Source organism: Natronoarchaeum sp. GCM10025321, from assembly GCF_042663585.1.
GTDB lineage: Archaea > Halobacteriota > Halobacteria > Halobacteriales > Natronoarchaeaceae > Natranaeroarchaeum.
Map to the genome: position 1 here is coordinate 641,959 of NZ_JBHTAN010000006.1, position 22,951 is coordinate 664,909.

Annotated in this window: 24 protein-coding genes and 1 tRNA gene; 13 read left to right on the top strand and 12 right to left on the bottom strand. The window is 65.5% G+C overall.

Going from position 1 to position 22,951, the window contains the following annotated elements:
- Positions 1-76: 76 nt before the first annotated feature.
- Positions 77-1,033, top strand: coding sequence for a J domain-containing protein (locus ACFQL3_RS06115; RefSeq protein ID WP_377052374.1), 957 nt, complete (start codon positions 77-79; stop codon positions 1,031-1,033).
- Here ACFQL3_RS06115 and menD read toward each other — a convergent pair.
- Together menD and ACFQL3_RS06125 are read right to left on the bottom strand one after the other, a co-directional pair.
- Positions 1,030-2,823, bottom strand: coding sequence for a 2-succinyl-5-enolpyruvyl-6-hydroxy-3-cyclohexene-1-carboxylic-acid synthase (menD, locus tag ACFQL3_RS06120; RefSeq protein WP_377052376.1), 1,794 nt, complete (start codon positions 2,821-2,823; stop codon positions 1,030-1,032). The genes ACFQL3_RS06115 and menD overlap by 4 nt on opposite strands.
- Before the next feature lie 6 nt (positions 2,824-2,829).
- On the bottom strand, positions 2,830-4,170 hold the full coding sequence (locus tag ACFQL3_RS06125; RefSeq protein WP_377052378.1) for an isochorismate synthase: 1,341 nt from the start codon (positions 4,168-4,170) through the stop codon (positions 2,830-2,832).
- 115 nt (positions 4,171-4,285) lie between these two features.
- Between ACFQL3_RS06125 and ACFQL3_RS06130 the strand changes: the two genes are divergently transcribed.
- Positions 4,286-5,821 (top strand): lipopolysaccharide biosynthesis protein, encoded by a 1,536-nt coding sequence (locus tag ACFQL3_RS06130; RefSeq protein ID WP_377052380.1) that lies wholly within the window; start codon positions 4,286-4,288, stop codon positions 5,819-5,821.
- A 25-nt stretch (positions 5,822-5,846) separates the two neighbouring features.
- On the opposite strand, the gene ACFQL3_RS06135 is transcribed toward ACFQL3_RS06130, so the two are convergent.
- Entirely contained in the window at positions 5,847-6,458 is a 612-nt protein-coding gene (locus tag ACFQL3_RS06135) for a sulfite oxidase-like oxidoreductase (RefSeq protein ID WP_377052382.1), read from the bottom strand.
- A 135-nt stretch (positions 6,459-6,593) separates the two neighbouring features.
- On the opposite strand from ACFQL3_RS06135, the gene ACFQL3_RS06140 reads away from it, so the two are divergent.
- The 11 genes from ACFQL3_RS06140 (at position 6,594) to psmA (ending at position 14,074) form a co-directional block, all read left to right on the top strand.
- On the top strand, positions 6,594-7,472 hold the full coding sequence (locus tag ACFQL3_RS06140; protein ID WP_377052384.1) for a DUF4129 domain-containing protein: 879 nt from the start codon (positions 6,594-6,596) through the stop codon (positions 7,470-7,472).
- On the top strand, positions 7,469-8,050 hold the full coding sequence (locus ACFQL3_RS06145; RefSeq protein ID WP_377052386.1) for a DUF7269 family protein: 582 nt from the start codon (positions 7,469-7,471) through the stop codon (positions 8,048-8,050). Before ACFQL3_RS06140 ends, ACFQL3_RS06145 begins: the two co-directional genes overlap by 4 nt.
- Positions 8,043-9,407, top strand: a complete 1,365-nt coding sequence (locus ACFQL3_RS06150) for a DUF58 domain-containing protein (protein WP_377052388.1) — start codon at positions 8,043-8,045, stop codon at positions 9,405-9,407. Before ACFQL3_RS06145 ends, ACFQL3_RS06150 begins: the two co-directional genes overlap by 8 nt.
- Positions 9,404-9,922 (top strand): DUF7519 family protein, encoded by a 519-nt coding sequence (locus ACFQL3_RS06155; protein ID WP_377052390.1) that lies wholly within the window; start codon positions 9,404-9,406, stop codon positions 9,920-9,922. The genes ACFQL3_RS06150 and ACFQL3_RS06155 overlap by 4 nt, the downstream gene beginning before the upstream one ends.
- 50 nt (positions 9,923-9,972) lie before the next feature.
- Entirely contained in the window at positions 9,973-10,773 is an 801-nt protein-coding gene (gene fer, locus ACFQL3_RS06160) for a ferredoxin Fer (protein ID WP_377052392.1), read from the top strand.
- 53 nt (positions 10,774-10,826) lie between these two features.
- Entirely contained in the window at positions 10,827-11,006 is a 180-nt protein-coding gene (locus tag ACFQL3_RS06165; protein ID WP_377052394.1) for a DUF1918 domain-containing protein, read from the top strand.
- Between the two features lie 7 nt (positions 11,007-11,013).
- Entirely contained in the window at positions 11,014-11,454 is a 441-nt protein-coding gene (locus tag ACFQL3_RS06170; RefSeq protein ID WP_377052396.1) for an RNA-binding protein, read from the top strand.
- Positions 11,455-11,526: 72 nt separating this feature from the next.
- Positions 11,527-12,225 (top strand): RNase P subunit p30 family protein, encoded by a 699-nt coding sequence (locus tag ACFQL3_RS06175; protein WP_377052398.1) that lies wholly within the window; start codon positions 11,527-11,529, stop codon positions 12,223-12,225.
- Positions 12,209-12,823 carry a class I SAM-dependent methyltransferase gene (locus ACFQL3_RS06180; protein WP_377052400.1) on the top strand — a complete coding sequence of 205 codons (615 nt, stop codon included), beginning with the start codon at positions 12,209-12,211 and terminating at the stop codon, positions 12,821-12,823. Before ACFQL3_RS06175 ends, ACFQL3_RS06180 begins: the two co-directional genes overlap by 17 nt.
- 2 nt (positions 12,824-12,825) lie before the next feature.
- The gene (locus ACFQL3_RS06185; protein ID WP_377052402.1) at positions 12,826-13,305 is read left to right on the top strand and encodes an Rpp14/Pop5 family protein; all 480 of its coding nucleotides are present in this window, start codon (positions 12,826-12,828) and stop codon (positions 13,303-13,305) included.
- A gap of 4 nt (positions 13,306-13,309) precedes the next feature.
- Complete coding sequence (gene psmA, locus ACFQL3_RS06190; RefSeq protein ID WP_377052404.1) at positions 13,310-14,074, top strand: archaeal proteasome endopeptidase complex subunit alpha; 765 nt, start codon at positions 13,310-13,312, stop codon at positions 14,072-14,074.
- Between the two features lie 81 nt (positions 14,075-14,155).
- Here psmA and ACFQL3_RS06195 read toward each other — a convergent pair whose 3' ends face one another.
- From ACFQL3_RS06195 to ACFQL3_RS06235, 9 genes are all read right to left on the bottom strand, one after another.
- Positions 14,156-15,286 carry a DUF2157 domain-containing protein gene (locus ACFQL3_RS06195; protein ID WP_377052406.1) on the bottom strand — a complete coding sequence of 377 codons (1,131 nt, stop codon included), beginning with the start codon at positions 15,284-15,286 and terminating at the stop codon, positions 14,156-14,158.
- A 101-nt stretch (positions 15,287-15,387) separates the two neighbouring features.
- A complete protein-coding gene (locus ACFQL3_RS06200; protein WP_377052408.1) occupies positions 15,388-15,942 on the bottom strand; it encodes a hypothetical protein in 555 nt (184 codons plus the stop codon).
- Positions 15,939-16,676 (bottom strand): DsbA family protein, encoded by a 738-nt coding sequence (locus tag ACFQL3_RS06205; RefSeq protein WP_377052410.1) that lies wholly within the window; start codon positions 16,674-16,676, stop codon positions 15,939-15,941. The genes ACFQL3_RS06200 and ACFQL3_RS06205 overlap by 4 nt, the downstream gene beginning before the upstream one ends.
- Before the next feature lie 247 nt (positions 16,677-16,923).
- Positions 16,924-17,007 (bottom strand) — tRNA-Leu (locus ACFQL3_RS06210).
- A gap of 42 nt (positions 17,008-17,049) precedes the next feature.
- Complete coding sequence (locus ACFQL3_RS06215; RefSeq protein WP_377052412.1) at positions 17,050-17,721, bottom strand: DUF7547 family protein; 672 nt, start codon at positions 17,719-17,721, stop codon at positions 17,050-17,052.
- Positions 17,722-17,764: 43 nt separating this feature from the next.
- Positions 17,765-18,853 (bottom strand): phosphotransacetylase family protein, encoded by a 1,089-nt coding sequence (locus tag ACFQL3_RS06220; protein WP_377052414.1) that lies wholly within the window; start codon positions 18,851-18,853, stop codon positions 17,765-17,767.
- The gene (locus tag ACFQL3_RS06225; protein WP_377052416.1) at positions 18,850-20,946 is read right to left on the bottom strand and encodes an acetate--CoA ligase family protein; all 2,097 of its coding nucleotides are present in this window, start codon (positions 20,944-20,946) and stop codon (positions 18,850-18,852) included. The genes ACFQL3_RS06220 and ACFQL3_RS06225 overlap by 4 nt, the downstream gene beginning before the upstream one ends.
- Before the next feature lie 160 nt (positions 20,947-21,106).
- Entirely contained in the window at positions 21,107-22,201 is a 1,095-nt protein-coding gene (locus tag ACFQL3_RS06230) for a metal ABC transporter permease (RefSeq protein WP_377052418.1), read from the bottom strand.
- Complete coding sequence (locus tag ACFQL3_RS06235) at positions 22,198-22,941, bottom strand: metal ABC transporter ATP-binding protein (protein ID WP_377052420.1); 744 nt, start codon at positions 22,939-22,941, stop codon at positions 22,198-22,200. Before ACFQL3_RS06235 ends, ACFQL3_RS06230 begins: the two co-directional genes overlap by 4 nt.
- Between the last annotated feature and the right edge of the window lie 10 nt (positions 22,942-22,951).

The window sequence follows — 22,951 nt, forward strand, 5'->3', positions numbered from 1 at the left end:
TATAATCGGGTGGTGAACGCCCTCTGGCTACCGAACGTTTTAGTTCGACCGAGAGAAACCTTCGGCGAACAGCCCGATGGCCAATGACTTCTACGACGTGCTGGACGTCACCGCCGACGCCACCCAGGACGAGATTACCGCCGCCTACCGGGAGAAGGTCAAGGAGTACCACCCGGACCAGAGCGACCGCGATGATGCCAGCGAGCGGTTTCAGGCGGTCGTCGACGCCGAGGAAGTGCTGGGCGACGAGGCGGAACGCGAACGGTACGACCGGCTTGGCCACGAAACGTACGTGGGCGACGGGGGAACTCGCCGCAGGCAGAGAACCGGTGACGACCTGGATTTCGATGGCTTCGACTGGGACGTGGACCGTGGGGGTACCTCCGATGGCTGGTGGGAGAGCCACCACGCCAGACAGCGCCGCCGCCGGCAAACGGCCGACTGGGAGTGGGTCGGGGACTCGGCCGGCACGGCCAGTGCGGGCGGCATGGGTAGCACAGGCAGTACGAGCGGTATGGGAGGTCCCGCCGGTATGGGAGGAACAGGTGGCACCTCGGCGACCAGTAGGGCGTCTACCGCGGGCGGTACGACAGCAACTGGGAGCACGTCTACAAAGGGGCGCGGCTTCGACGGCCATGCACAGAGTGGCGACGACTCCTACACGGTCAACGACTGGGAGACCGAACCGCAGAGCCGTGGGCTGTCGATGCCGTCGATTACGCAGGAAACGGTCTTTCTGATCGTCGTGTCGATGCTCCTCTACCCGCTGTTGCTGGTCTCGACGATCACGGAGCTCTTTTTCGCCCCGATACGGGTCGCGACCGGTTTGCTACTGATCGCTACTGCGGGCTATCTGCTCACGATTCCCGGCATCGGTGTGATCGTCTTCGGCGGTCTGAGCGTGCTCGTTCCCGGGGCACTCTTCGCCACTGGCATGCTGGAACCCCTGACAATGCGGGTCGTCGTCGGCGTCATGCTCGTCTGGATCCCGCTCGGCTACGCCGTCGCGGTGGTGAGCGTCGTCGGGCGCTAGCGCAACCGTTCACAGACCGACTCGTAGAGCGCGTCGCGACGGTCGTGACTCGCCTGACTGTCGATCCTGAACTCGATTACCTGTGTTCCCTCGCTGGCGAGCGACGCCTGGTAGACTTCCGTGAACTCGTCCAGCCGGTCGACGCTGGTAAGCGAGAGGTCGTAGAGGTCGGCTGTGGGGGCGAAGTCCAGCCCGTGTGGCGTCTTGAACTGCCCGGTGAAGGGCGGATCGAACTCCTCGATGGGGAGCATATGGAAGATGCCGCCGCCGTCGTTGTTGAGCAGGACGATAGTAGCGTCGACGCCACACCGCTCCAGCGCGAGTAGACCGTTCATATCGTGATAGAAGGCCAGATCGCCGGTGATCGCCACGAGCGGGTCGTCGGTCGCGCTCCCCGCGCCCAGCGCCGTGCTGACGATGCCATCGATACCGCTTGCACCGCGGTTGCCGAGCACGGTCAGTTCGTCCGTCGCGGGCCGGGCGAAGCGGTCGAGGTCCCGAACCGGCATCGAGTTCGAGACGAAGACGGTGGCGGGGTCGGGCGCGCCCTCGATGGCGGCGGCGACGACCGCTCCCTCGAATCGCTTGCTCCTCTCTCGGCGGGCGTCCTCCCGCGCCGTCCCGATCCGATCCCAGTAGGTGGCGTCGGCATCGAGCCAGCGGGACTGCCAGTCTGGCGCGGGTGCCACGGCATCGGCGTCGAGCGATTGGAGCACCGACTCAACGAGCGCCGTCGGATCGGCTTCGAGCAGATCCGTCGCGGTAAACGTCGCCTCGCGCCAGCCAGCGGCGGGGTCGACGATATACTGGCGCGCGTCGACACCGGCGAGATAGCTCCGGAGCGGCTTGGACGTCGGCGACGCGCCGAAGCGGACGACGACATCGGGGTCGGGCCAGTCGCCGGTGACGCGCTCGTCGAGGTAGCCGTCGTAGCCACCGATCACTTGGGCCTCGGCGACGTGGTCGCCGAACCGGAGTCCGGAGAGCGGGTCGGCCAGCACCGGAAAGCCCGTTGCACTGGCGATTGCGGCGACGCTCTGCCGGTCCACGTCCGGGATTGGTGGATCTGCGGGCCCGGCGACGAGCAATCCCCGCTCGGCGTCCTCGATGGTGGTCACGAGGTCGGCGACAGTTTCCTCGTCGGGGTCCATCCGCCCGCCGGCGGTCTGGACGAACGGCCCGTCACGCCCGGTCGCACCGAGTGGCGCGGTTTCGGCGATATCGTCGGGCACGTCTCCCGGCACCTCGACCGGTTCGAGGGGCTTCCGGAAGGGGACGTTCAGGTGGACTGGGCCGGAGGGGGTTCCCGTTGCTTCAGCCACCGCGCGGGCGGCGTCGGTGCGCAGGCGGCGCAGTTTTCTCCCCGTGGGTTCCGGCTCCGGCAGGTCGCGGAACCACCGGACTGCATCGCCGTAGAGCTTCTCCTGATCGATGGTCTGGTTCGCGCCGCTATCTCGGAGCTCTGGTGGGCGGTCGGCTGTCAGCATGAGTATGGGGACCCGCGCCTGATTGGCCTCGATCACGGCGGGGTGGAAGTTCGCCGCGGCGGTGCCGGAGGTGCAGATGAGCGGCGTCGCGGTCCCGGTCCGTCTGGCGCGGCCGAGCGCGAAGTAGGCCGCCGAGCGCTCGTCGAGATGCGAGAAGACGGTCAGACCCGGATGGCCGGCCGCGGCGACGGTCAGTGGCGTCGACCGGCTTCCGGGGGCGACACAGACCGCCTCGATCCCGTTGGCGACGAGTTCGTCGAGTAACGTCTCTGCCCAGAGCGTGTTTCTGTTAGGTGCAGACATGAGTAGCTACTCCAGCGCGTCTAGCATCGGTCCGTATTTGAGCTGTACCTCGTCCCACTCGCGGTCCGGGTCGCTGTCGGCGACGATTCCGGCCCCGGCAAACAGCGTCGCCCGGCCGCCCTCGGCGACTGCAGACCGGATACCGACTGCGAACGCGCCGTCGCCAGCGGCGTCGAACCAGCCGATGGGGGCGGCGTACCACCCCCGGTCGAACGCCTCGGTCTCCTTGATCGTCTCCCAGGCACCGTCCGGCGGGAGCCCGCCGACTGCGGGCGTCGGATGGAGCGCCTCGACCAGCGAGAGGACGTGTTCGGCGTCGTCGAGTTCGGCCGTAATCGGCGTCTGTAGGTGCTGGACGGTCGGGAGCTTTCGGATGGTCCGCTGGCCGGTCTGAACGGAACCGGCATACGGTGCGAGCTGGGCGCGGACGGCATCGGCCACCAGTTCGTGTTCGTGGATGTCCTTCTCGCTATCGAGTAGTTCGGCTGCGAGCCACTCGTCCTCCTCCGTGGTGTCGCCACGACCGGTCGATCCGGCGAGGGCTTCGGTGTGCACCGTCCGGCCGGAGAGCGAGACGAGTCGCTCGGGCGTCGCCCCGAAGAAGGTCGGGCCGTTGCCCGGCTGGAAGAGAAAGCGCTGGCAGTCGGGGTACGACCGATCCAGCCGCGCCATGACGTCCGGCAGCGATATCGGCTCGTCGAGGGCGACCGATAGTGACTGCGCGAGGACGACTTTCTGCAGGTCGCCGCCCGTGATGCGGCCGATCGCACGCGTGACCTGGTCGCGCCAGTCGGCCCTCGACGGGCACCGCTCGCGACTCGCCACACCCGGCGGGTCGGCCGGCCCATTGTCGGTGGTCGCCGCCTCTATCTCCGTGGCGACTCGGTCGAGTCGTTCCTCCAGTGCGGCCTCGCTATCGGGGTCGACGGCGTTGACCGTGAGCCAGACGTCGTCGTCGCTCCAGACCACCTGTGCCTGGGGCAGCACGAACCGCGCGCTCTCGAACCCGGTCCACGGCGGGTGCGGTTCGTGCTCGTCATGAAACGCGAAGCCGCCGACGAGTCGGGGGCGCGCCGCTGTCGGCGCGTCGTCGGCGTCGATGCGTGAGAACAGCTCGTCAGCCGCCGATCTAACGGCCTCGAACCGGTCAGGACCGGTCGCCGAGAGGGTCGTCGCGGTGCCCCAGCCGACGAAGGCGGGGCCGTCCGGCGGCGTCCACAGTCCCCGTGGCGGTTCGAACTCGTCGAGAACGGCCCGACGCGAGACGGCGTCCAGCTTGCGGCGTCGCGTCACCAATGCCGCGTCAGCCCGCGCGCTGGCGTCGCCCCCACTGCGCAGGGATTCCATTGCTCTCATCTCAGGAGCGTGGCTTCTTCAGCCTGTCCCTCTCTCGTGGTGGTGGCGCGGCGGTCGAGTCGGTAAGCGACCGACTTTTGACGTAGCACCGCCCGAATGCCAAACCGTGTCCCGAGACGACGAGGAGTCGATTCCAGACGAGGAACGCGAGGCCCTCCTGACAATCGCCCACGGAGCCGTCGTTACCTCCGGTGGCGTCTCCGGGCAACGTGCGCTGATCTCGACGGTCGAGATCATCCTCGCACGCGGACTGGGACCAGCCGCATACGGGGTGTACGCACTGGCGTGGCGGATCGCCCAGGTTCTCGTCCGGCTCGTCACCTTCGGAAGCGTGCCGGCGCTCCAGCGCTACGTACCCGAGTATCGGGGCGAGCCTCGACGACGCTCCGCTGTCGTCGGGTTAGCCTACGCGACGACGATCGGTTTTGGCGCGGTGTTGGCCCTCGGCGTCTGGGTGGTAGCGCCGTGGATCAACGACCGCACCGTCGAGCAGGCCGCCTTCGTTCCGACGATGCGGGTCTTTGGCCTTCTGGTCGGACTGCTCGGCGTCGTCCTGGTCGTCGCCGGCGTCTTCCGGGCGGTCGGCTCCGCACGCGGTGAAGTCGTGTTCAATAAACTGCTCCGCCCGGCCGTCCGCCTGGCCGGGGCAGTCGTGGCGCTCGGTCTCGGCTACTCCGTCGTCGGTGTCGCCGGCGCTATCGTCGTCGGGACGGCCGTGCTTGCGGCGGTCGCCATCCCGCTATCCGCGCGTTCGACGGGGATCCGCCCGTCGATTCGGGGAGTGAGCGCCGAGGCCGGACGATTCTACAATCACGCCGCCCCGGTCGCAATGAGCAGTTTCGGAAAGGTGTTTCAGAACCGGGTCGACGTCCTGCTCGTCGGAGCGCTGCTGACAGCGGTCGCGGCGGGCGTCTACAACGCCTTGCTCGTGTTGGTCGCTATCGCGTGGATCCCCTTGCTGTCGTTCAATCAGTTGCTCCCGCCGGTCGCGTCCGATCTCTATGCCGACGACCGAATGGCGACGCTCAACGCCATCTATACGGCCGTAACGCGGCTGATCGTCACGACCGTCGTTCCCTTCCTCGCGGTGATGGTCGTCTACGGGCAGGACCTGCTCGCCCTCTTCGGCCCGACGTATACGCAGGGATACGTCCCGCTGATCGTCTACCTCGGCGGCGTGTTCGTCGGCAGTGCGGTCGGGGCAACCGGCTGGCTACTGATGATGACTGACCACCAGTACGCGCGGATGCTCCTCGACTGGCTGCTCGCCGTCCTCAACGTCGTGTTGACCTACACGTTTATCGTGGAGTTCGGTCTCGTCGGTGCCGCGCTCGGCACCTCGCTCGCCATCTCCGTACAGAACGTGATTCAGGTACTGTTGTTACGCCGGTTCGAGGGACTCTGGCCGTTCGATCGGACCTACCTCACCCCAATCGTGGCTGGCGGCGTCGCACTCGCCGTCATGTGGGCGATCCGTGCCGTCGTTCCCGGCGTAGTTGCTCTCCTCCCCGGCGTCCTGATCGGGCTTGTCGTCTACGTCGCGGCGCTCGACGTGTTGGGCGTCGATCCGCGGGATCGGTTCGTTGTTCGCGAGCTATACACGAGTTATAGCGCCGCGCTGGGAGAGCGGTTCGCCCGATAGCTCGGCCGGACGGCGGTTCCACGACCTAGCTATACCGCTCTTCGTTCCACGGGTCGGCCGTGTTGGAGTAGCCGCGTTTCTCCCAGTAGCCTCGCTCCTGTTCGGTGAGTATCTCGACGCCACAGAGCCATTTCGCGCCCTTGTAGGCGTACTTGTGCGGCGTCACGGCGCGGAGTGGCCCGCCGTGGTCGGCCGGCAGCGCCTCGCCGCTGAACTCGTAGGCAAAAAGTAGTTCGGGTCGCAGACAGTCCTCGAGCGGGAGATTCGTGGTGTAGTCGTCCAGCGCGTAAAAGAGTACGTGCGAGGCGTCGTCGTCGAGACCGGCGCGTTCGGCCAGCGTCGGAAAGGTGACGCCGGTGAACTGACAGTCGAACTTGCTCCAGCCAGTGACACAGTGAAAGTCCTGGCGATGGGTCTCTGTGGGGAGTGCCTGAAACTCCTCCCAGTCGAACGATAGCGCTTCCTCGACGGCACCGGTGACGCGGAACTCCCAGTCTTCCGGGTTCCACTCGGGCGTACCGCTCTTCGAGAGGACGGGGAACTCCGCCGTTTCGCGCTGTCCGGGCGGGAGTCGCTCGTCGCCGAACTCCGTGTATAGCTCCGTACAGTCCCTGTCGACGTGCACGCTGTCGGTCATCGGTTCCAGTAGGACCCTCCGACGCGTATGTCTGACGCTTGGGGGATCGGTACACTTTTTTTGGGACACGTCCACGCGCCTGTAACGGACTGTCCCGTGATCCCCCTCCGCGGCGACAGTGTTCGAACAACTACTATGCGCTCTACTACAGTACGGCCGGCCGTCACGGCAGGTGTCTGTCTCGTCGCGTTCGGCTTCGGCGCGGCGACGATCGCCGATCCCACCGACGCGGCCTCGACGGCCGGTCTCGGCGTCTCGGCACAGCTATCACTACCAGTCTCCTCGACGCTCGTGTTCGGCGTGCTGACCGTCCTCGTGGTCGGGCTTGCCGCCGGCGTCTACCTTCTCGGCGACGCGCAGGCCTCGGACATGACGATGGGCAAGGCCATCCCGTTTCTCGCCGGCATACTGCTACTCGGGACTGTGGCTGCCGGACTGTTCCTAGCCTCCGGCGGCGACGGCAGCGCGGCACAGGAAGGGCTCGACGGGATCAGTGATGTCACGCCGGATATCGGCGTCGCAGAGAGTGACGAGAGTGCGGAACCCAAGGCGGGCGGCGGCGGAAGCCCGCTCGCTACGATCGGATTGATCGGACTCCTCTTGCTGACTGCAGTCGGGGCGTTCTGGTACTGGCTCACTCGAGACGAGGATGACGTCGACGCGGAAACGGTCGACCTCGCCGACGACCCCGAGGAGGAGACCAAACTCGGCGAGGCGGCCGGCGACGCCGCCGACCGGATCGAGGCGTCTGAGGACGCCTTCCAGAACGAGGTGTACACCGCCTGGAACGAGATGGTGGAGGTGGTCGACCTCCGGAATCCAGAGACGAGCACGCCGAAGGAGTTCGCCGCGGCGGCGACCGACGCCGGGATGGACCGGGGCCACGTCGAGACGCTCCGGGACGTTTTCGAGGAGGTCCGCTACGGCGAGCGGGCAGTGACGCCCGAGCGAGAGGAGCGGGCCGTCGACGCGCTCCGGGAGATCGAAGCGGCGTACGCGGGTGATCGCCAATGACGACCATCGAGCGCCGGATCGCCGCCGGCATCGGGGTGGTGATCACCGCACTCGGCGTCGCGACGTTCCTTTCGCCCGATCTGGGCGCGATGTTCTCGGCCGACGAGTTCCTGCTGACCATCGTCGGCATCGTTGCCCTGGCTCAGGGTGCTCGGATCGCCCGCGACCGGTGGGGCTCCGAACTCGGCTACGCACGCACTGGCGATCCGGAACTCATCAAGGGGATTCCGACACCGGGCGAAGGGTTCGACGTCGCCATGCGGTCGGCGTCGAGCGTCCACGAGATATCCGGCCGCGAGACGGTGAACGACCGACTCGAAGCGGTCGGCGTGACCGTCCTTCAGCGCCGTCGCGGCTACACCGAAGCGGAGGCGAGAGAGCGACTGACGAGCGGCGAGTGGACCGACGACCCCGTCGCGGCGTCGTTTTTCGACGGGACGCCATGGTCCGCGTTCCCCCTGTCGCTGCGGCTTCGGGTCCGTCTCGGGCGCGAGTCGAAGTACGGGCTCACGGCGAGACGGGCCGCCGGAGAGCTAGAGCGTCTCTGGACGAGACCCACGGAGGAGACCGATGAGTGAGCAACGCCAGACCGAACCCGAACCGAACGCGGAACCAGACGATGCCGACGAGGCGACGGTCGACAGTGCCGGACGACTCCACGAGGACGTCCTGCGCCGGACCGGTCGCTGGACCGGTGTCAGCGCGCTCGCACTGTTCGGCGTCGCCTTCGGCGTGTTCGCTCAGAACCCCGCTCCCTTCCTCGCGGGCGTCTTCGGCGTCACGTTTGCGGCCTACGCAGGGGCCGGGCGCGCGCCCGACGCATACCTCGATATCGAGCGCGACTTCGAGGACCGTCCCGACCCGGGCGAGGAAATCGAAGTCACCGTGGCGGTCGAGAACGCCGGCGAGTCGAGCCTTCCGGACGTTCGGATTGTCGACGGCGTCCCGGGGCAGTTACACGTCGCCGCGGGGACGCCACGCTGTGCGGCCTCGCTCGACCCCGGCGAGACGGCGACGTTTAGCTACACAGTGGTCGCCGAGCGCGGGACCCATCAGTTCAAGCCAGCACAGGTGCTCGTCAGGGGCTTCAGCGGTGCGGCCGAGCGGGAGACGCGAGTCCCCGGCGAGAGTGACCCGCTGGTCTGTACTCCCGGCTCCCTGCCCCCGTCGACGAACCTCTCCCTGCAACCGCTGACGACGCCGTATGCTGGCCGCGTCGAGACCGATATCGGCGGCGACGGACTCGAGTTCTACGCGACGCGGGAGTACCAGCCGGGCGATCCGCTCTCCAGAGTCGACTGGAACACCCGCGCGCGGACTGGCGAACTCTCGACGCTCGAGTTCCGCGAGGAGCGGGCGGCCTCGGTCGTCCTGCTGATCGACGTCCGCACCGAGGCGTGGTGTCGGCCCGACGAGAGCGCCACCAGTGCAGTCGAGCGCTCCGTCGAGGGTGCGATGCAGGTGTTCTCCTCGCTGATCGACGCCGGCGACAGGGTCGGCATCGCCGCGCTCGGGACGACTGAGTGCTGGCTGCCGCCCGGAAGTGGCGGGGACCACCGCACCCGCGCTCGTGAGATGTTCCAGACCGAGCCGCTGCTATCGCCGGATTCGGTCGACGACCTGATCGAGCGCCCGATCAGCGTCGCGGCGCTTCGCCAGCAGCTACCCAGTCACGCCCAGATCATCCTCTTCTCGCCGCTCGTGGACGACCTGGTCGTCGAGCAGGCGAAACTGCTGGATGCCAGCGGCCATCTGCTGACTGCAGTCAGTCCGAACCCGACGACGACGGCGACAACTGGCGAATCGGTCGCCCGGATGGAGCGGGACCTGCGGATGGCTGACCTCCGGCGATCCGGACTGCGGGTCGTCGACTGGAACTGGGAGGAGCCACTCGTCACGGCGATTTCGCGGGCCGGCGCGAGGTGGTCGGCGTGAGCCCTGCCGTCGACCGCCGGCCGACGCGTCCCGGCACCGTCATCTCGCTCGCCGTGGCAGTGCTCGCGGCGACCGTGCTCGGCGTCTCGATGGCCCCGTCGGTCGGGCTATCGCTGCCCGGTATCGTCCTGCTCGGTGCAGGCTTGCGCTACGGCCGAGAGCGCCTCGCAACCGGCGGCGGACTGGCGCTGTTTGCGGCCGCACTCGTCGCCGGGATCGGTGATGCGGGTGTCGGTTCCGTCCTGATCGGCGGCGCGCTCGCCGTCGTCTCGTGGGACGTCGCGGTCAACGCTATCGAACTCGGCGAGCAGGTCGGTCGTGAGGCGGAGACGCGCTCGGCCGAACTCTCCCACGCCGCGGGGACTGTGTCCGTCGCGTTCGGGACGGCGGTCGTCGCCTACGCGCTCTACGCCGGTCTCGACGGCGGTCGACCGATCGTTTCCGTCGTGCTGTTGACCGCCGCCGCCGTATTGCTCGCGTCGGCGCTCAGGCTCGAATCGCCGTCGAGCACGTGATCGACGGACGAGTGCATAGCTTTACTTTTTTTCCGCTGGAGAGTAGAGGTATGGGGCAGTTACAACACGTCGATAGTGACGATCTCAGGCGCTGGCTCGAGGAAGCACGTAGCAAGGAGTCGACACAGCTCCTGATGACCGCAATCGCCTACGACGAGGGTGCTTCGGTCTCCGAACTGGCAAACTGGTACGATCTCTCGAACGAGGACGTGCAGGGCTGGATCGATCGGCTCGAATCGGAGACGATCATCGTACCGGTGGCCGAAAACGAGGGCGTCGATTTCGATGAACTGGCCAACAAATCCGGGCTCGGCGGTCAGACGGTCGTCGACTGGTTCGCGTCGCTAGAGGCCAAACCGGTCGCGGAGGCCGCGAGTATCGTCCAGCGGTACAGTCAGCAAAACACTGGGCCGCTCATGGCCGGCACCGAGTCCCGGGTGCAGTATCTCGATTACGCCGTCCTCGACGAGCACGGCTGGTCGCTCGACGATAGCGACCTCTTCGAGAAGGCCTCCGACACCGATCTCGATCCGAGCGATTACGGCCGGTTTCTCGTCGAACCGGGCGAGACAATCCTCGAAGCCGCGGAGAATCGTGATCTGTCCTGGCCCTACGCCTGTCGCGGCGGGGCCTGTGCAAACTGTGCGGTGATCGTCAAGGAGGGCGACGTCGCCATGCCCGGCCAGACGATTCTCACTGACAAGCAGGTCGAACGGCTGAACGCTCGGCTGACCTGTGTCGGCGTGCCGGCGACATCCGAACTCAAACTCGTCATGAACGTGCAGTTCCTCGACGAGTTCGAGGATCTTCGACTCCCGTCACCGATGGCCGAATCGGGGCCTGCAGTCTGACCGCACCGCCGGGAATCAGTCCCTTTTTACTGGCTGAGGGGGTAGTCGAACCCATGAGCTTTGAAGAAGACGATAGCGTTATTCTGTACGACGAGCACAGCGAGTACGACGGCGAAGAGGGGACGGTTACGCAGGTCATGGAGACCATGTTCGGCGACGAGACCTACACCGTCAGCTTCGAGGACGGCCAGGAGACCGGTATCTCCGAGGATTCGCTCGAAGCGGCAGAGTAACTCCCCGATGGCGAGCGTCCCGTTCCACTACATCGATCTGCGGGCCTTCTGCTACGCGACCGAAGACGAAAAGCGCGTCAGAGAGGCGCTGCGGTTCTTCCTCCCCGAGGAGACGGAGATAGAGCGCACCGAGAGCGAAGGCCACTACGGTGACCGAATCGTCGTCCTTTCGACGCGCGTCGAAAACGCCGACGACATGCGCCACATCCTCCGACGAGTCGCCGACCTGAAAGAGATCGACCGGGTCCTCGACGAGTTAGACCAGCGCGTCGACGAGAACTGCTCGCTCTTTTTGAGCCTCGACAAACAGGCGGCCTTCAACGGCCGTGCAGAGATCGGCGACGGCATCACGCTCCGCGCGAAGGTCGAAGCCTATCCCGCAAAAAAGCCCGCGGCCGTCGAGAACGCCACCGAGGCGATCGAGGCCTGCCGCGACGACGAGTTCTGATCGGGGCGGTCGAGCCACCGTTTGCCGCCCGATAACGTAACAGCAAAGAGCCGTGGGGCTGGTTGCTGTTCTATGTACGAGGCGGTCCACGCCTGGCCCGATGGAGACGCGACAGTCGCCCGACTGGCCAACACGGCGGGCGAGTACGGGTACGACGGGATCGTCGTCAGGAACGCCGACGACGCTCGGCCGGACCACGCTGACGAGGATATCGATGACGACGTCGCCGTCGTCGAGGCAAACGAGATCTCGACCGACAATCCACAGCGTGCCAGCGGCTTCGTCGGCAACTACCGCGAGCGCGACCGACTCGTCGTCGTGGGGGGCGGGACCAACGCCATCAATCGCTTCGCGGTCGAGCAAGAACGTGTCGACGTGCTCGCGCACCCAATGCGCGGCGACGGCGATTTCAACCACGTGCTCGCCCGTGCTGCACGGGAGAACGGGGTTCGCGTCGAGTTCGACCTCTCGCCGGTCCTGCGTGCGGACGGCGGCGAGCGCGTCCGGGCGCTCAAATCGCTTCGGAAGCTTCGGGAACTGATCGAGCAGTACGACGCCCCCTACGTCGTGAGCGCGACGCCCGAATCACATCTTCACCTGCGGGCGCCCCGAGAACTCGTCGCCGTGGGCGAGACCATCGGGTTCGACGCCGGGATGATCAGAGAGGGGCTTGCCGAGTGGGGGCGGCTGATCGAACGAAACGAGCGGATCCAGTCCGAGGAGTTCATTGAGCCGGGGGTCGAACGGGGGAGATATGACGAAGACGCCTGAGGCCCACGGGGACCGGTTCGACGAGAAGGCCGCGGAGTACGACGACAGCGAGAGCGAGGAGTATCGCGCCTGTGCAGGCCTCGTCGTCGAGCACGCCGCGCCCACGGACAGCGACACGGTCCTCGACATCGGCACCGGCACAGGGGCCATCGCGCTGGCGCTCGCAGACGACGCCGAGAGAGTGATCGGTCGGGACGTCAGCGAGGGCATGCTCGAACAGGCTCGCGCCAAGGCGAGCGAGAACGGGATCGACAACGTCGAGTTCGGCGACGGCCGGTTCCGCGTGCCGAACATCGACGAACCGGTCGATATCGTCACCTCGAACTTCGCGATGCATCACCTCTCGGACGGAGAGAAACGCGAGGCGATCGACGTGATCGCCGGCCTGGGGCCGCGACGGTTCGTGCTCGGTGACGTGATGTTCTTCGGGGAACCCGATCCGGAGGAGCCGTTTTACAGTCCAGAGGTCGACGACCCCGCGACGGTTGGCACGCTCGTGGACGCGCTGACAGGCGCTGGCTTCGCGCTAACCGCCGTCGAGCGCGTCCACGAGCAGGTGGGCGTGCTCGTCGCCGAACGGGCCGCCGGAGGCGAGTAGGCATGAAACATCTCCCCAAACACTTCCGTCCGCGCTGGCGATATCTCGCGGTCGCCCTCGAATCGACGCCCGACGCTGATCTCTCTCGGGGGGCCTTCCAGCGCGAACTGTGGTATGCGGCACAGAACCTCGTCGGCGACACCGGCAGTGCGGACGCTGACCTCACGGTGCTCGATTTCTCGTTCTCGGACGGGCAGGGGGAGACGGTCGTCCGGGTTCGCCACGGACACGGCACCGAGGCTCGCGCCGCGCTTGCCTGTATCGATAGTATCAATACTCACTCGGTGGGCGTGCGAGTCATCGGTATCAGTGGTACGATCCGTGCCTGTGAAGAAAAGTATTTAGGACGACAGACGGAACTTTTCCACGAGAGAAACGTCGTGTTCGACGGCGAGGAGCGGCCAGCAGTTATCCGCGACAGTTCCGTGGATGTACGGGTCGACTCCTCGGTTGTCGGCGCGATGACACTCGATTTACAGTGATACTATGCAGGGACAAGCTCAACAACAGGCCTACGACCGAGGGATCACGATCTTCTCGCCGGACGGACGGCTCTACCAGGTAGAGTACGCCCGCGAAGCAGTCAAACGTGGCACAGCCAGCATCGGCGTGCGGACCGAGGACGGCGTCGTCCTCGCCGTCGACAAGCGGATCCGTTCGCCGCTACTGGAAGGAACAAGCGTCGAGAAGCTCCACAAGGCTGACGAACACATCGGCATCGCCAGCGCAGGCCACGTGGCCGACGCGCGACAGCTGATCGACTTCGCCCGCCAGAGCGCACAGACCAACCGCCTCCGCTACGACGAGCCGATCGGCGTCGAGACGCTGACGAAGGAGGTCACCGACCACATCCAGCAGTACACGCAGGTCGGTGGCGCTCGCCCGTTCGGCGTCGCGCTGATCATCGGTGGCATCGAAAACGGCGAGCCCCGTCTCTACGAGACGGACCCGTCGGGAACGCCCTACGAATGGAAGGCACTCGCAGTCGGTGCCGACCGCGGCGACATTCAGGAGTTCCTCGAAGAGAACTACGACGGCGGCGACAGCCTCGAAGACGGTATCGTGCTCGCACTCGAAGCGCTGGCCTCCGCTCAGGACAGCGGGTTGACCCCGGAAGGTCTCGCACTGGCGACCGTCGAGACCGAGACCGAGGAGTACGCCGAACTCGACACGGACGAGATCCGCTCGTACCTCGAAGAGAACGACCTGCTCGAAGAGGAGTCTGAGGAAGCGGACGAAGACGAAGAGTAAGCTGGTAGCCGTCCGACAGGCCTTTCTTCCTTTTCGACCGCATTGAACCGATACGAGTCACCTACCCGATCCGACGGTGTCTCACTTGCTTCGCTCCCGAGCAGCAGCGCCCGACGCATCCATCCGTTCGAGCAACGTCCGCCGGCCGCGTTCGAGGCCGAGGCCGACGGCGAGCAGGATCAGTCCGCCGATTATCAGCGTCAACGACCCGGATAGCACGTTGGCGACCGTCCGAGCAAGGAAGGATAACACGACCGCCAAGAACGCAAGGGCGGAGATGTTGACGACACCTGTCTCACGGAGCCGATAGCCGATTCCCACCGTGACGAGCACAAGAACGAGTGCGAGTAGGTGAGCGATCACCGACGTCGCGAACGACGAAAGGTCAACCGACGCGAGGGGTGGGAATACCAGCAGTACGACGATAGCGACGGCCGCCCAGAGCGTGAGAGAGTCGTCGCCGTCCGAACGCGAGTCGACGGCCGTCCGAACCGCCATCGCGGCCGCACCGAGGGCGACGCCCACGAGGACGAGATCCAGTTCCGGCGACGGACCCAGACGCCCACCCGACGTCGTCAACGCGACTGTTGATCCGAGCGTCGCGGCGACGCCGACGAGCAGATAGCTCATCGACCATCGCGGCTCCCTGTCCATCGCGCCGTGGACGAACAGGACGATTCCGTAGAGCCCGGTCACCACTGCCGGATCGAACGATGTCGCCGTCACGAGTGTCGCCGCGCCGACGCCGAGGCCCAGTGCCGTTATCAGCCGCGACTCCAGCAGATGGCCGGAGGGCAGCGCTACCGCTGTCCACGCGATCAGCAACCACTCGGCCGCGATATCGATCTCGTACAGGTCGGCCAGTGCGAACAGGCTCACACCGACAAAGGCCGCCCCGAGGACGAACAGCCCATGCCCGACTCGCGGGTACTCGCCGCGGCGGAGCCACCCACCCGAACCGTAGGCGGCAGTTGGAACCGTAAGAAGGATTGCGGCCCGGAGGGTCCGCGGGAGTTCGGCCCAGTTCCCCGTGAGATAGAGGATCGCTCCCGCGCCGATCAACACCGCACCCATGATCGAGAGCGCCGTGATTAGCCGCAACGATCGCTCGTCGCCCTCGTGACGGGCGAGGATCGCCTCGGCCTGTTCATGAGTGATGATTTCGGCCTCCACCCAGTCGTCGACCGCGTCTTCGAGTTCTTCGCGGTCCATCTCATCTAGGATATCTGTCTCGATAACTGATAAATACAGGGGGAGAACACTCTGTTTATCAACCGTTCCCTGACGGTACGGGACGTGGCGATCGGTTGTGCTCAGAGCCACCCGTCGCTGCCGACCGAACACATCAGTGGGTCGCCCGCTCGACCGAGGAACACGACGAGCAGGAGGATTCCGCCCGCCCGGAGCAGGTTGCCGTCGAACGGGAGCATTGCCATCGCGCCGACGAAGCCGAGCGCCCCGAGCACGCCGGCACCGCAACTCGCACACCCCGCTGCGAGCACGCCCGGAACGACGCCGAGCAGCGTCGACGCACCGGTACGACGTGCGCGCCGGAAGAGCGTGACGGCGTTGGTTACCGCGATGCCCGTCAACACTGCATACAGGGTGACGAGGCCGATACCAAGCCAGCCAGTGCTCAGATACACTTCCCTCGTAAGGGCGGTCACGGCATAGCCGAGGTCCGTAATATCGTTCGCGAGTAACTGGATCGAGAACTGTGGAAACGTGCTCAGCACCAGGAGGACGTAGGTCAGCCCCGTCACTCCCCCGGCGAACAGCAGTCGGGCGTTCGACGTGAGCGGATGGACGAGGGCGTCTCCGACGTCGCGGGCCCAGTCCCGCATCACGGCGACTCGCGTACCCGTCATGCCTCTCGTACCTGCTCGATGGCATCGGCAAAGCCGTCGTACGGCTGTGCCCCGACGATTGTCCCGGCCGCGCCGCTTTCACGGTTGTACAACACGAACGCCGGCGTTCCCTGCAGGCCGACCGATCGGGCAGCCTCGTAGTCGCCGTCGACGGTCTCCCGAACGAACCCCTCGTTGGAAGCGCGATACTCCTCGACGGCGGCACGGTCGACACCGTCTACTCGGTCAGTGAGACGCGTGAACGTCTCCTCGTCAGCCCAGTCGTTGCCCGACTCGGCCTGCGCGTCGAACACCGCAGTGTGCCAGTTCCAGAACGCGGTGGGATCGCTTTCGGCCACCCGATTCCAGACGCTTCGACCCCACATCGCCGCTGGCATCGAGTACTGGCCAATATTGGGATACGCGAGGACGACAACTCTGACCGTCCCGTTCTCGACGTACTCCTCACCGATTGCTGGCAACGTCTCGGTTTCGAACTTCTTGCAGAAGGGACACAGATAATCAGTCCAGTAGTAGATGTCGACAGGCGCATCGCGTGCCCCGACGAGCGGTCGGCCAGCCAACTCGACGCCGAATCCGCTCGTCCCGTCGCTCGTGTGGAACTCCGAGGGGACGTACTCCTGGCCCTCTGACTCCGAACGCGATGCGACGTACGCGACGCCACCCCCAAATACGGCGGTCCCGCCGCCTGCGAGGAGTGCTCGCCGTCTCGTGATCTTGCTCTGCTCACCCATTCGTCCACAGGTTTGAACGAGGGGATGTAAAACGGTTCGGCGTGGGTGCGAGTGACTGACCAGTTCGACCGTGTTGCTCCGCGGGGAGTTCAGGTCGTTGGGGTGAGAACATGGCCGGTTTTGCAGGGGGAGAGGGACCGGATTTGAACCTCGTCGAGACGGTCGCTCACTTCGTTCGCGCTGCGACTCGTCTGGTTCAAGTCCTCATTGCGCACTCACGGCTCTCACGTTTGTTCGAGCCGAGAAGTGCGCGGGACCGGATTTGAACCGGCGGACCCCTACGGGACAGCGTCCTAAGCGCTGCGCCTTTTCCTGGCTTGGCTACCCGCGCGCTACCCGATGTTCCCGAGTTGAAAGTAAGTATGTGTCGTTCTCAGTCCGTGTCTTCCTCGGGCGATTCGTCGTCCTCCCCATAGCGGCTCCGAAGCGACTCCAGTTCCGAGTCGACGTCGACTTGCACCGGGTCGGGTTCGGCCTCCTCGTCGTCCGTATCGGCGTCTTCCTCGTCACTTCGACGCTCGCGCCCGGTTTGCTCGTCGACGCGTGCTTCGGCGTCACGGACCTGTTCGTCGAGGTCGTCGCGTAATTCTCGGGCCTCGGTGAGAATCTCGCGGGCCGTCTCGTCCTGTGGGAGTGCGCCCTCGTCGACGGCGCGCTGTAGCTCTACGAGCGCGTCGTCGAGTCGGTCCAGCGTCTCCTCCCCGAACCGACCCGCCGTCTCACGGACCTCTCGGCTGCGGCGCTCGGCCTCACCGCGGATCTCTTCGCCGCGCTCGCGGGCCTCGCGTTCGGCTTTGGCAATCTCGATAGCGCGCTGGACCGCCTCCAGGATTCGAATGTTCGCTTCGAGCACTGCAATCGCGGCCGGGATTGCGACGTCATCGGTGAATTCGAGCACCTCTCGCGGAGAGGGCGGGCGGGGGAGACCGAGGGGGCCGCGCCGGGGCTGTGGCTCGACCTCTTGCCGGAGGTCGCGCAAGGTGTCGGCCAGCTCCTCGGCTGTACGGGCGAGTTCCTCGTCTGTGTCGTCGCCGCTGTCGCTCATACCATCGAGTTGGTGCGCTGGCGACAAAAGAGAGGCGGTCGGTCTACTCGTCGTCGGAGTCCGACCCTGACTGCACGCCGATCAGTCCGTCGACGTCTGCGTGGCTGGCAAGCAGTTCCTGCATGCGTTCTACGGTCTCGGCGTCCTTGGTACGACCTTCGCTGACGACGCCCTCGGCGCGGTCGATGGCCGTCAGCGTGTCAGTCTGCAGGAGGAGGATCGGCACACCCTTCTCCTCGGCTTTCCCGACGACAGCGCCGGTCGGGCGGTGGCCGCCGGTGAGGATGAGACATTCGATGCCGGGTGCCTGCAACGCGGCGGTCTGGACTTCCGAGCGGTCGCCCCCCGTGATGACTGCGGCGTCACGGGTCCGTCGGAAGTGACGGAGTGCGGCGTCCCGGCCCATCGCACCGACGCTGAAGCGCTCGACGTACTCGTCGGTTGCGGCGTTGGTCAGGATCTCTGCGCCGAGTTCGTCGGCGAGGTCCTCGACAGTGATGCCGGCGAGTTCCTGCTCCCGCGGCAGTGCGCCGTGGACCGAGATTCCCTTGCTCTCCAGGAACGGAACGGCATCGGTTTCGAGGCTGTCGAAGGCGTCGTCGGTGACGGCGTTGAACAACACGCCAGCAAGGCGATCGTCGAGCTGTCGAGCCGCCGCGAGTACCCCGTCGATGTCTGCGGGAGTGTCGTAGCCGCCCAGCAGGACGACTTCTGCATCGAGGAGCTCCGCGATGTCGGCGTCGGTCAGGTCGACGATGCCGCCGGTCGTTAGCGAGCCGCCGCCCTCGACGATCATCAGGTCGCGCCCAGCCGCGAGCGTCTCGAAGTGCTCTTTGACCTGTGTCTGGAGGTCGCTGGAGTCCTCCTGACCACGGATCACCTGCTCGATGAACGTCGGCGAGTAGACGACGGGTTCGAGTTCGTGCATCTCCGCGTCCATCTCCAGCAGTTCGCGGGCAAGCATCGGATCCTCGTCGAGGGTCTTGCCGACGCGGCTGCGGAGCCGCGTTCCTTTGGGTTTCATGTAGCCGACGTCGAGCCCGCGCTCCTTGGCGAGCATACCGAGCGCGATCGAGACGGCCGTCTTGCCGGTGCCTTCTTCGGTCGAGGTTACGAGTAGGGTCTTCGTCATAGTTTATCAGTGTCCACGGTCAGTTGCAGGTCGATCGCCGTCGCGCCGTCCGGCCCTGCGACGAGCGGGTTCACGTCGAGTTCGAGGATGGCCGGGAAGTCAGTCGCCAACTGTGAGAGCCGCTGGAGCGACTCCGAGATGGCGCCCGTATCCGCCGGTGTCCGTCCCCGGGCACCACGTAGTAGCGGTGCGGCCTGAATGTCGTTGATCATGGCGTCCGCCTCCGGTTCGCTGATCGGTGCGATCCGAACCGTGGTGTCTTCGAGCACTTCCACGAAGATCCCGCCGAGTCCGAACAACACCATCGGGCCGAACTGTGGGTCGCGGTTGAGGCCGACGATCGTCTCGGTTCCATCGTCGAGGTCGACCATCTCTTGAACCTGGATCCCGATGAGGTTTGCGTCCGGCTGATAGTTACGGGCCCGCGTCACCAGGCTCTCGAAGGCGTCTGCGACGTCCTCGGTCTCGACACCGACTTTCACGCCGCCGATGTCGGACTTGTGGAGGATGTCGGGGCTGACGATCTTCATCACTGCAGGACCGTCGATACCCTTCGCCACTTCCTCTGCGGCAGCGGGCGAGTCGACGACGTCGCCGTTCGGCGTCGGGATCCCGTACGCGTCGAGCAGATCCATCGCCTCGACGCCGAGGCGATTGTCGTCTCGCCCTTCGGCGCGTTCGAGGATCTCCCGTGCGCGCTCGCGGTCGACGTCGAAGTCGGCCGGGTCGTCGTGGGTCGTCTCGCTGATGTCCCGGTACTCCGAGAGCGCGCCGATGCTCCGGATCGCACGCGCGGGGTCGAAGTAGTTCGGGACGCCGTTGTCCTTGAGCTTCTGGGCCGCGGCTTCCGTGCTTTCGCCGCCCATCAGCGCCGAGACGATCGGCGTCTCGTGTTTCTCTTTCATCTTGCTGATGACGTCGGCGAGGTTGCCGAAGTTGAGCACGGCTGTCGGCGCGGCGACGACGACTGCGGCACCGACGCCATCGTCGGACAGTGCGGCGTCGAGCGCCTCCTCAAACCGGCCCGAGTCGGCGTCGCCGAGCACGTCCACGGGGTTGTAGATGTTCCCTTCGTCGGGGAGCATCTCGCTGTAGATTTCCAGAGTCTCGTCGGAGAAGCCCGCAAGGTCCAGCCGCGAGCCACCGATCGCATCAGTCGTCATCACGCCGGGACCGCCGGCGTTGGTGATGACGGCGACGTCGTCACGGTCGGGCAGGGGCTGGCCCGATAGCATCTGCGCATAGTCGAACATCTCCTGGACGGTTTCGACGCGCAGGACGCCGGCCTGATCGAGGCCGGCCGCGTACGCCTGCTCGCTACCGGCTATCGTCCCGGTGTGTGAGGAGGCTGCCTGCGCACCGGCCTCGGTACGGCCGGATTTGACCAGCACGACCGGGGTATCGTCGGTGACCTCCCGGGTCGCATCGATGAACTCGCGACCGTGGTCGATCCCTTCGAGATAGCCGATAATTACGTCGGTGTCGGGGTCATCGCCCCACTCTCTGACGAAGTCGGTCTCGTCGAGAACGGCCTCGTTGCCGAGCGAGACGACGTCTTTGAAGCCGAGATCCTGATCGTTCGCCCAGTCCAGCACTGCCGTAATGAACGCGCCCGACTGGCTCATAAAGGAGATCGAGCCTTCCTGTGCGTTGTCGGGGCCAAATGTCGCGTTCATCCCGTTCGGCGTGCTCATCACGCCGAGGCTGTTGGGACCGACCAGATTGAGGTCGTACTCTTTTGCGACCTCGACGAGTTCGTTCTCGCGTTCTGCGCCTTCACTGCCGGTCTCGCTGAATCCAGCCGTGATGACGACGACGTCGTCGACACCTGCCTGTGCCGCTTCCTTCACCGCGTCGATGACGATCCCTGACGGGACGACGATCACCGCCAGATCCGTCGGTGGCGCTTCCGCCACTGATTGGTAACAGTCCAGTCCCAGCACTGCATCACGGTTCGGGTTGATTGGAACAACGTCACCGGTGTAATCTTCCTGGAGGTTCGTCAGGATCGCCCGCCCAACGGATCCCTCTCGGTCGGTTGCACCGACGACTGCTACACGTTCCGGCCCGAACAGGTCCGATAACGCTCCCATCGCTAGGTAAAACTGAGTATACCCACGGATAAAAACTGACTGACATCGTACGGAGTATAAACAGGGGTCTTATAATGGCAAAGCAATATTCGTGATAATTCTTGTTCTTTGTATAACACTCACAAACACTCGACATCTCTTGTCGGTGATCTGTCCGCAGCTATCGTGTCGTGAGTGCGGCCGAGCGGTCCGACAGCGCTACCGTCACGAGATAGATCGCAATGGCGACAACGATCACCGACCCGCCGGAGGGCAGACTCTGCCAGATCGCCAGGCCGATCCCGGCGAGGATCGCCGTCTGCCCGAACAGTACGGAGAGATACAGCGTCTCCCGGAAGCCCTGTGCGATCTGTGACGCCGCCGCCACCGGGATCACAAGCAAGCCGGCGACGAGGATCACACCGAGGATCTGCATCGCACCGACGACAACCACCGCGGTCATCGTGACCAGCAAGGCGTTGTACCAGGTGACGTTGAACCGCGCGACTCGCGCGGCCGTCTCGTCGAAGGTGATGAACAGGAACTGTTTGTAGTTGAAGGCGACGAGGGCCACCACGACGACGCTGAGGACGGCGACGATCCGGGCGCCTTCCGCGGTGACGACTGCCATGTCGCCAAAGAGGAACTGCTCGATATCGATCGGGACCGAGACGAACTCACGACCCCACGAGATCAACAGCGTCCCGACGGCGAAGCTACCGGTCAGAACGATTGCGATCGGAACGTCCCCGTAGCTGTCGGTGTGTTCGGTGAGCCACTGCAGGCCGAGCGCCGAGAGGACGCTCACGACCAGCGCGACCAGCACCAGCCGACCGTTCGTGGCGTTCAGGCCGAGCGCCCCCACCACGACGATACCGATAGCGACTCCCGCAAAGGCGGTGTGGGCGAGCGTCTCGCCGATCAGCGCCATCTGTCGGTGGACGAGATACGTCCCGACGAGCGGCCCGACGATACCGACGAGGACGCCCGTGGCGATTGCCCGCCACATGAACGGATACTGGAAGACGTTCGTTCCGAGGTAGTAATCCGCCCACTCGCCAGCGATCAGGAACTGCTCGAAGCCGGTTTGGGCTAGCGCGCCGACCGCGCCGGGAAAGGTACGGAGCCAGTCGACGGCGATAAATGCGATCATCATCGCGCCTAACAGCCCCGTCAGGACCAACAGGACCTCCTCGACCCGTCGCCGTGTGGGAACTCGTCTGGCCGGTTCGCTCACCGATTGCTCCGTCTCCCCGTCGGCAGTGTCCGTACTCATGGATGGTTGTGATCGAGGACGCCTGTCGATTTCCCGTACGCCTCGGCCAGCGCGTCGCTCTCGATAAACGAGACCGTATCGCCGTGGTGGTATAGCTCCCGGTTGATGCACGCGACGGTGTCGACGTGTTTGGTGAGGACGTCGACGTCGTGTTCGATGAGGATGATCGTGATCCCCTGGCGGTTCAGGTCGTCGAGGAGATTGTAGAACTCGCTCCGCGAGTCGGCATCGACGCCGACGGTTGGCTCGTCGAGCGCGAGAAGGTCGGATTCGGAGGCAAGCGCCCGGGCGATGAACGCTCGCTGGCGCTGGCCGCCGGAGATTTCGCTCACTGGGCGGTCGGCGAGGTCGACGATGTCGACCGTTTCGAGCGCCTTGTCGACGATTTCGTGGTCCTCCGGGCCGAGTCTGGAGTGGCCAACGTGTGCGAACCGTCCCATCAGAACGACTTCGCGTACCGTCACCGGCATCGCGCCGCCGCGGTCGGTAGACCGCTGTGCGACGTAGCCGAGGCGTTCGCCGTCCTCGAACTCCGCCGCGGGCTCTCCGAACAGTTCGATGGAGCCGTGATCGGGCTGTGCGAGGCCGATCATGAGGTGCAACAGCGTCGTCTTCCCGGAGCCGTTCGGCCCGATCATACCGAGGAAGTCGCCGGCCTCGACGGACAGAGAGATGTCTTCGACTGCAACGGTCTCTCCGTACGAGAACGTTACGTCCTCGACGTCGACGACGGTCGTCATCTATTCACCA

Coding starts and splice junctions, on each gene's coding strand:
- fer (WP_377052392.1), top strand. CDS start 9,973: ATGGGGCAGTTACAACACGTCGATAGTGACGATCTCAGGCGCTGGCTC.
- ACFQL3_RS06195 (WP_377052406.1), bottom strand. CDS start 15,286: ATGGACCGCGAAGAACTCGAAGACGCGGTCGACGACTGGGTGGAGGCC.
- ACFQL3_RS06135 (WP_377052382.1), bottom strand. CDS start 6,458: ATGACCGACAGCGTGCACGTCGACAGGGACTGTACGGAGCTATACACG.
- ACFQL3_RS06220 (WP_377052414.1), bottom strand. CDS start 18,853: ATGACGAAGACCCTACTCGTAACCTCGACCGAAGAAGGCACCGGCAAG.
- ACFQL3_RS06185 (WP_377052402.1), top strand. CDS start 12,826: ATGAAACATCTCCCCAAACACTTCCGTCCGCGCTGGCGATATCTCGCG.
- ACFQL3_RS06125 (WP_377052378.1), bottom strand. CDS start 4,170: ATGGAATCCCTGCGCAGTGGGGGCGACGCCAGCGCGCGGGCTGACGCG.
- ACFQL3_RS06180 (WP_377052400.1), top strand. CDS start 12,209: ATGACGAAGACGCCTGAGGCCCACGGGGACCGGTTCGACGAGAAGGCC.
- ACFQL3_RS06235 (WP_377052420.1), bottom strand. CDS start 22,941: ATGACGACCGTCGTCGACGTCGAGGACGTAACGTTCTCGTACGGAGAG.
- ACFQL3_RS06140 (WP_377052384.1), top strand. CDS start 6,594: ATGCGCTCTACTACAGTACGGCCGGCCGTCACGGCAGGTGTCTGTCTC.
- ACFQL3_RS06205 (WP_377052410.1), bottom strand. CDS start 16,676: ATGGGTGAGCAGAGCAAGATCACGAGACGGCGAGCACTCCTCGCAGGC.
- psmA (WP_377052404.1), top strand. CDS start 13,310: ATGCAGGGACAAGCTCAACAACAGGCCTACGACCGAGGGATCACGATC.
- ACFQL3_RS06145 (WP_377052386.1), top strand. CDS start 7,469: ATGACGACCATCGAGCGCCGGATCGCCGCCGGCATCGGGGTGGTGATC.
- ACFQL3_RS06150 (WP_377052388.1), top strand. CDS start 8,043: ATGAGTGAGCAACGCCAGACCGAACCCGAACCGAACGCGGAACCAGAC.
- menD (WP_377052376.1), bottom strand. CDS start 2,823: ATGTCTGCACCTAACAGAAACACGCTCTGGGCAGAGACGTTACTCGAC.
- ACFQL3_RS06165 (WP_377052394.1), top strand. CDS start 10,827: ATGAGCTTTGAAGAAGACGATAGCGTTATTCTGTACGACGAGCACAGC.
- ACFQL3_RS06230 (WP_377052418.1), bottom strand. CDS start 22,201: ATGAGTACGGACACTGCCGACGGGGAGACGGAGCAATCGGTGAGCGAA.
- ACFQL3_RS06225 (WP_377052416.1), bottom strand. CDS start 20,946: ATGGGAGCGTTATCGGACCTGTTCGGGCCGGAACGTGTAGCAGTCGTC.
- ACFQL3_RS06215 (WP_377052412.1), bottom strand. CDS start 17,721: ATGAGCGACAGCGGCGACGACACAGACGAGGAACTCGCCCGTACAGCC.
- ACFQL3_RS06170 (WP_377052396.1), top strand. CDS start 11,014: ATGGCGAGCGTCCCGTTCCACTACATCGATCTGCGGGCCTTCTGCTAC.
- ACFQL3_RS06175 (WP_377052398.1), top strand. CDS start 11,527: ATGTACGAGGCGGTCCACGCCTGGCCCGATGGAGACGCGACAGTCGCC.
- ACFQL3_RS06115 (WP_377052374.1), top strand. CDS start 77: ATGGCCAATGACTTCTACGACGTGCTGGACGTCACCGCCGACGCCACC.
- ACFQL3_RS06200 (WP_377052408.1), bottom strand. CDS start 15,942: ATGACGGGTACGCGAGTCGCCGTGATGCGGGACTGGGCCCGCGACGTC.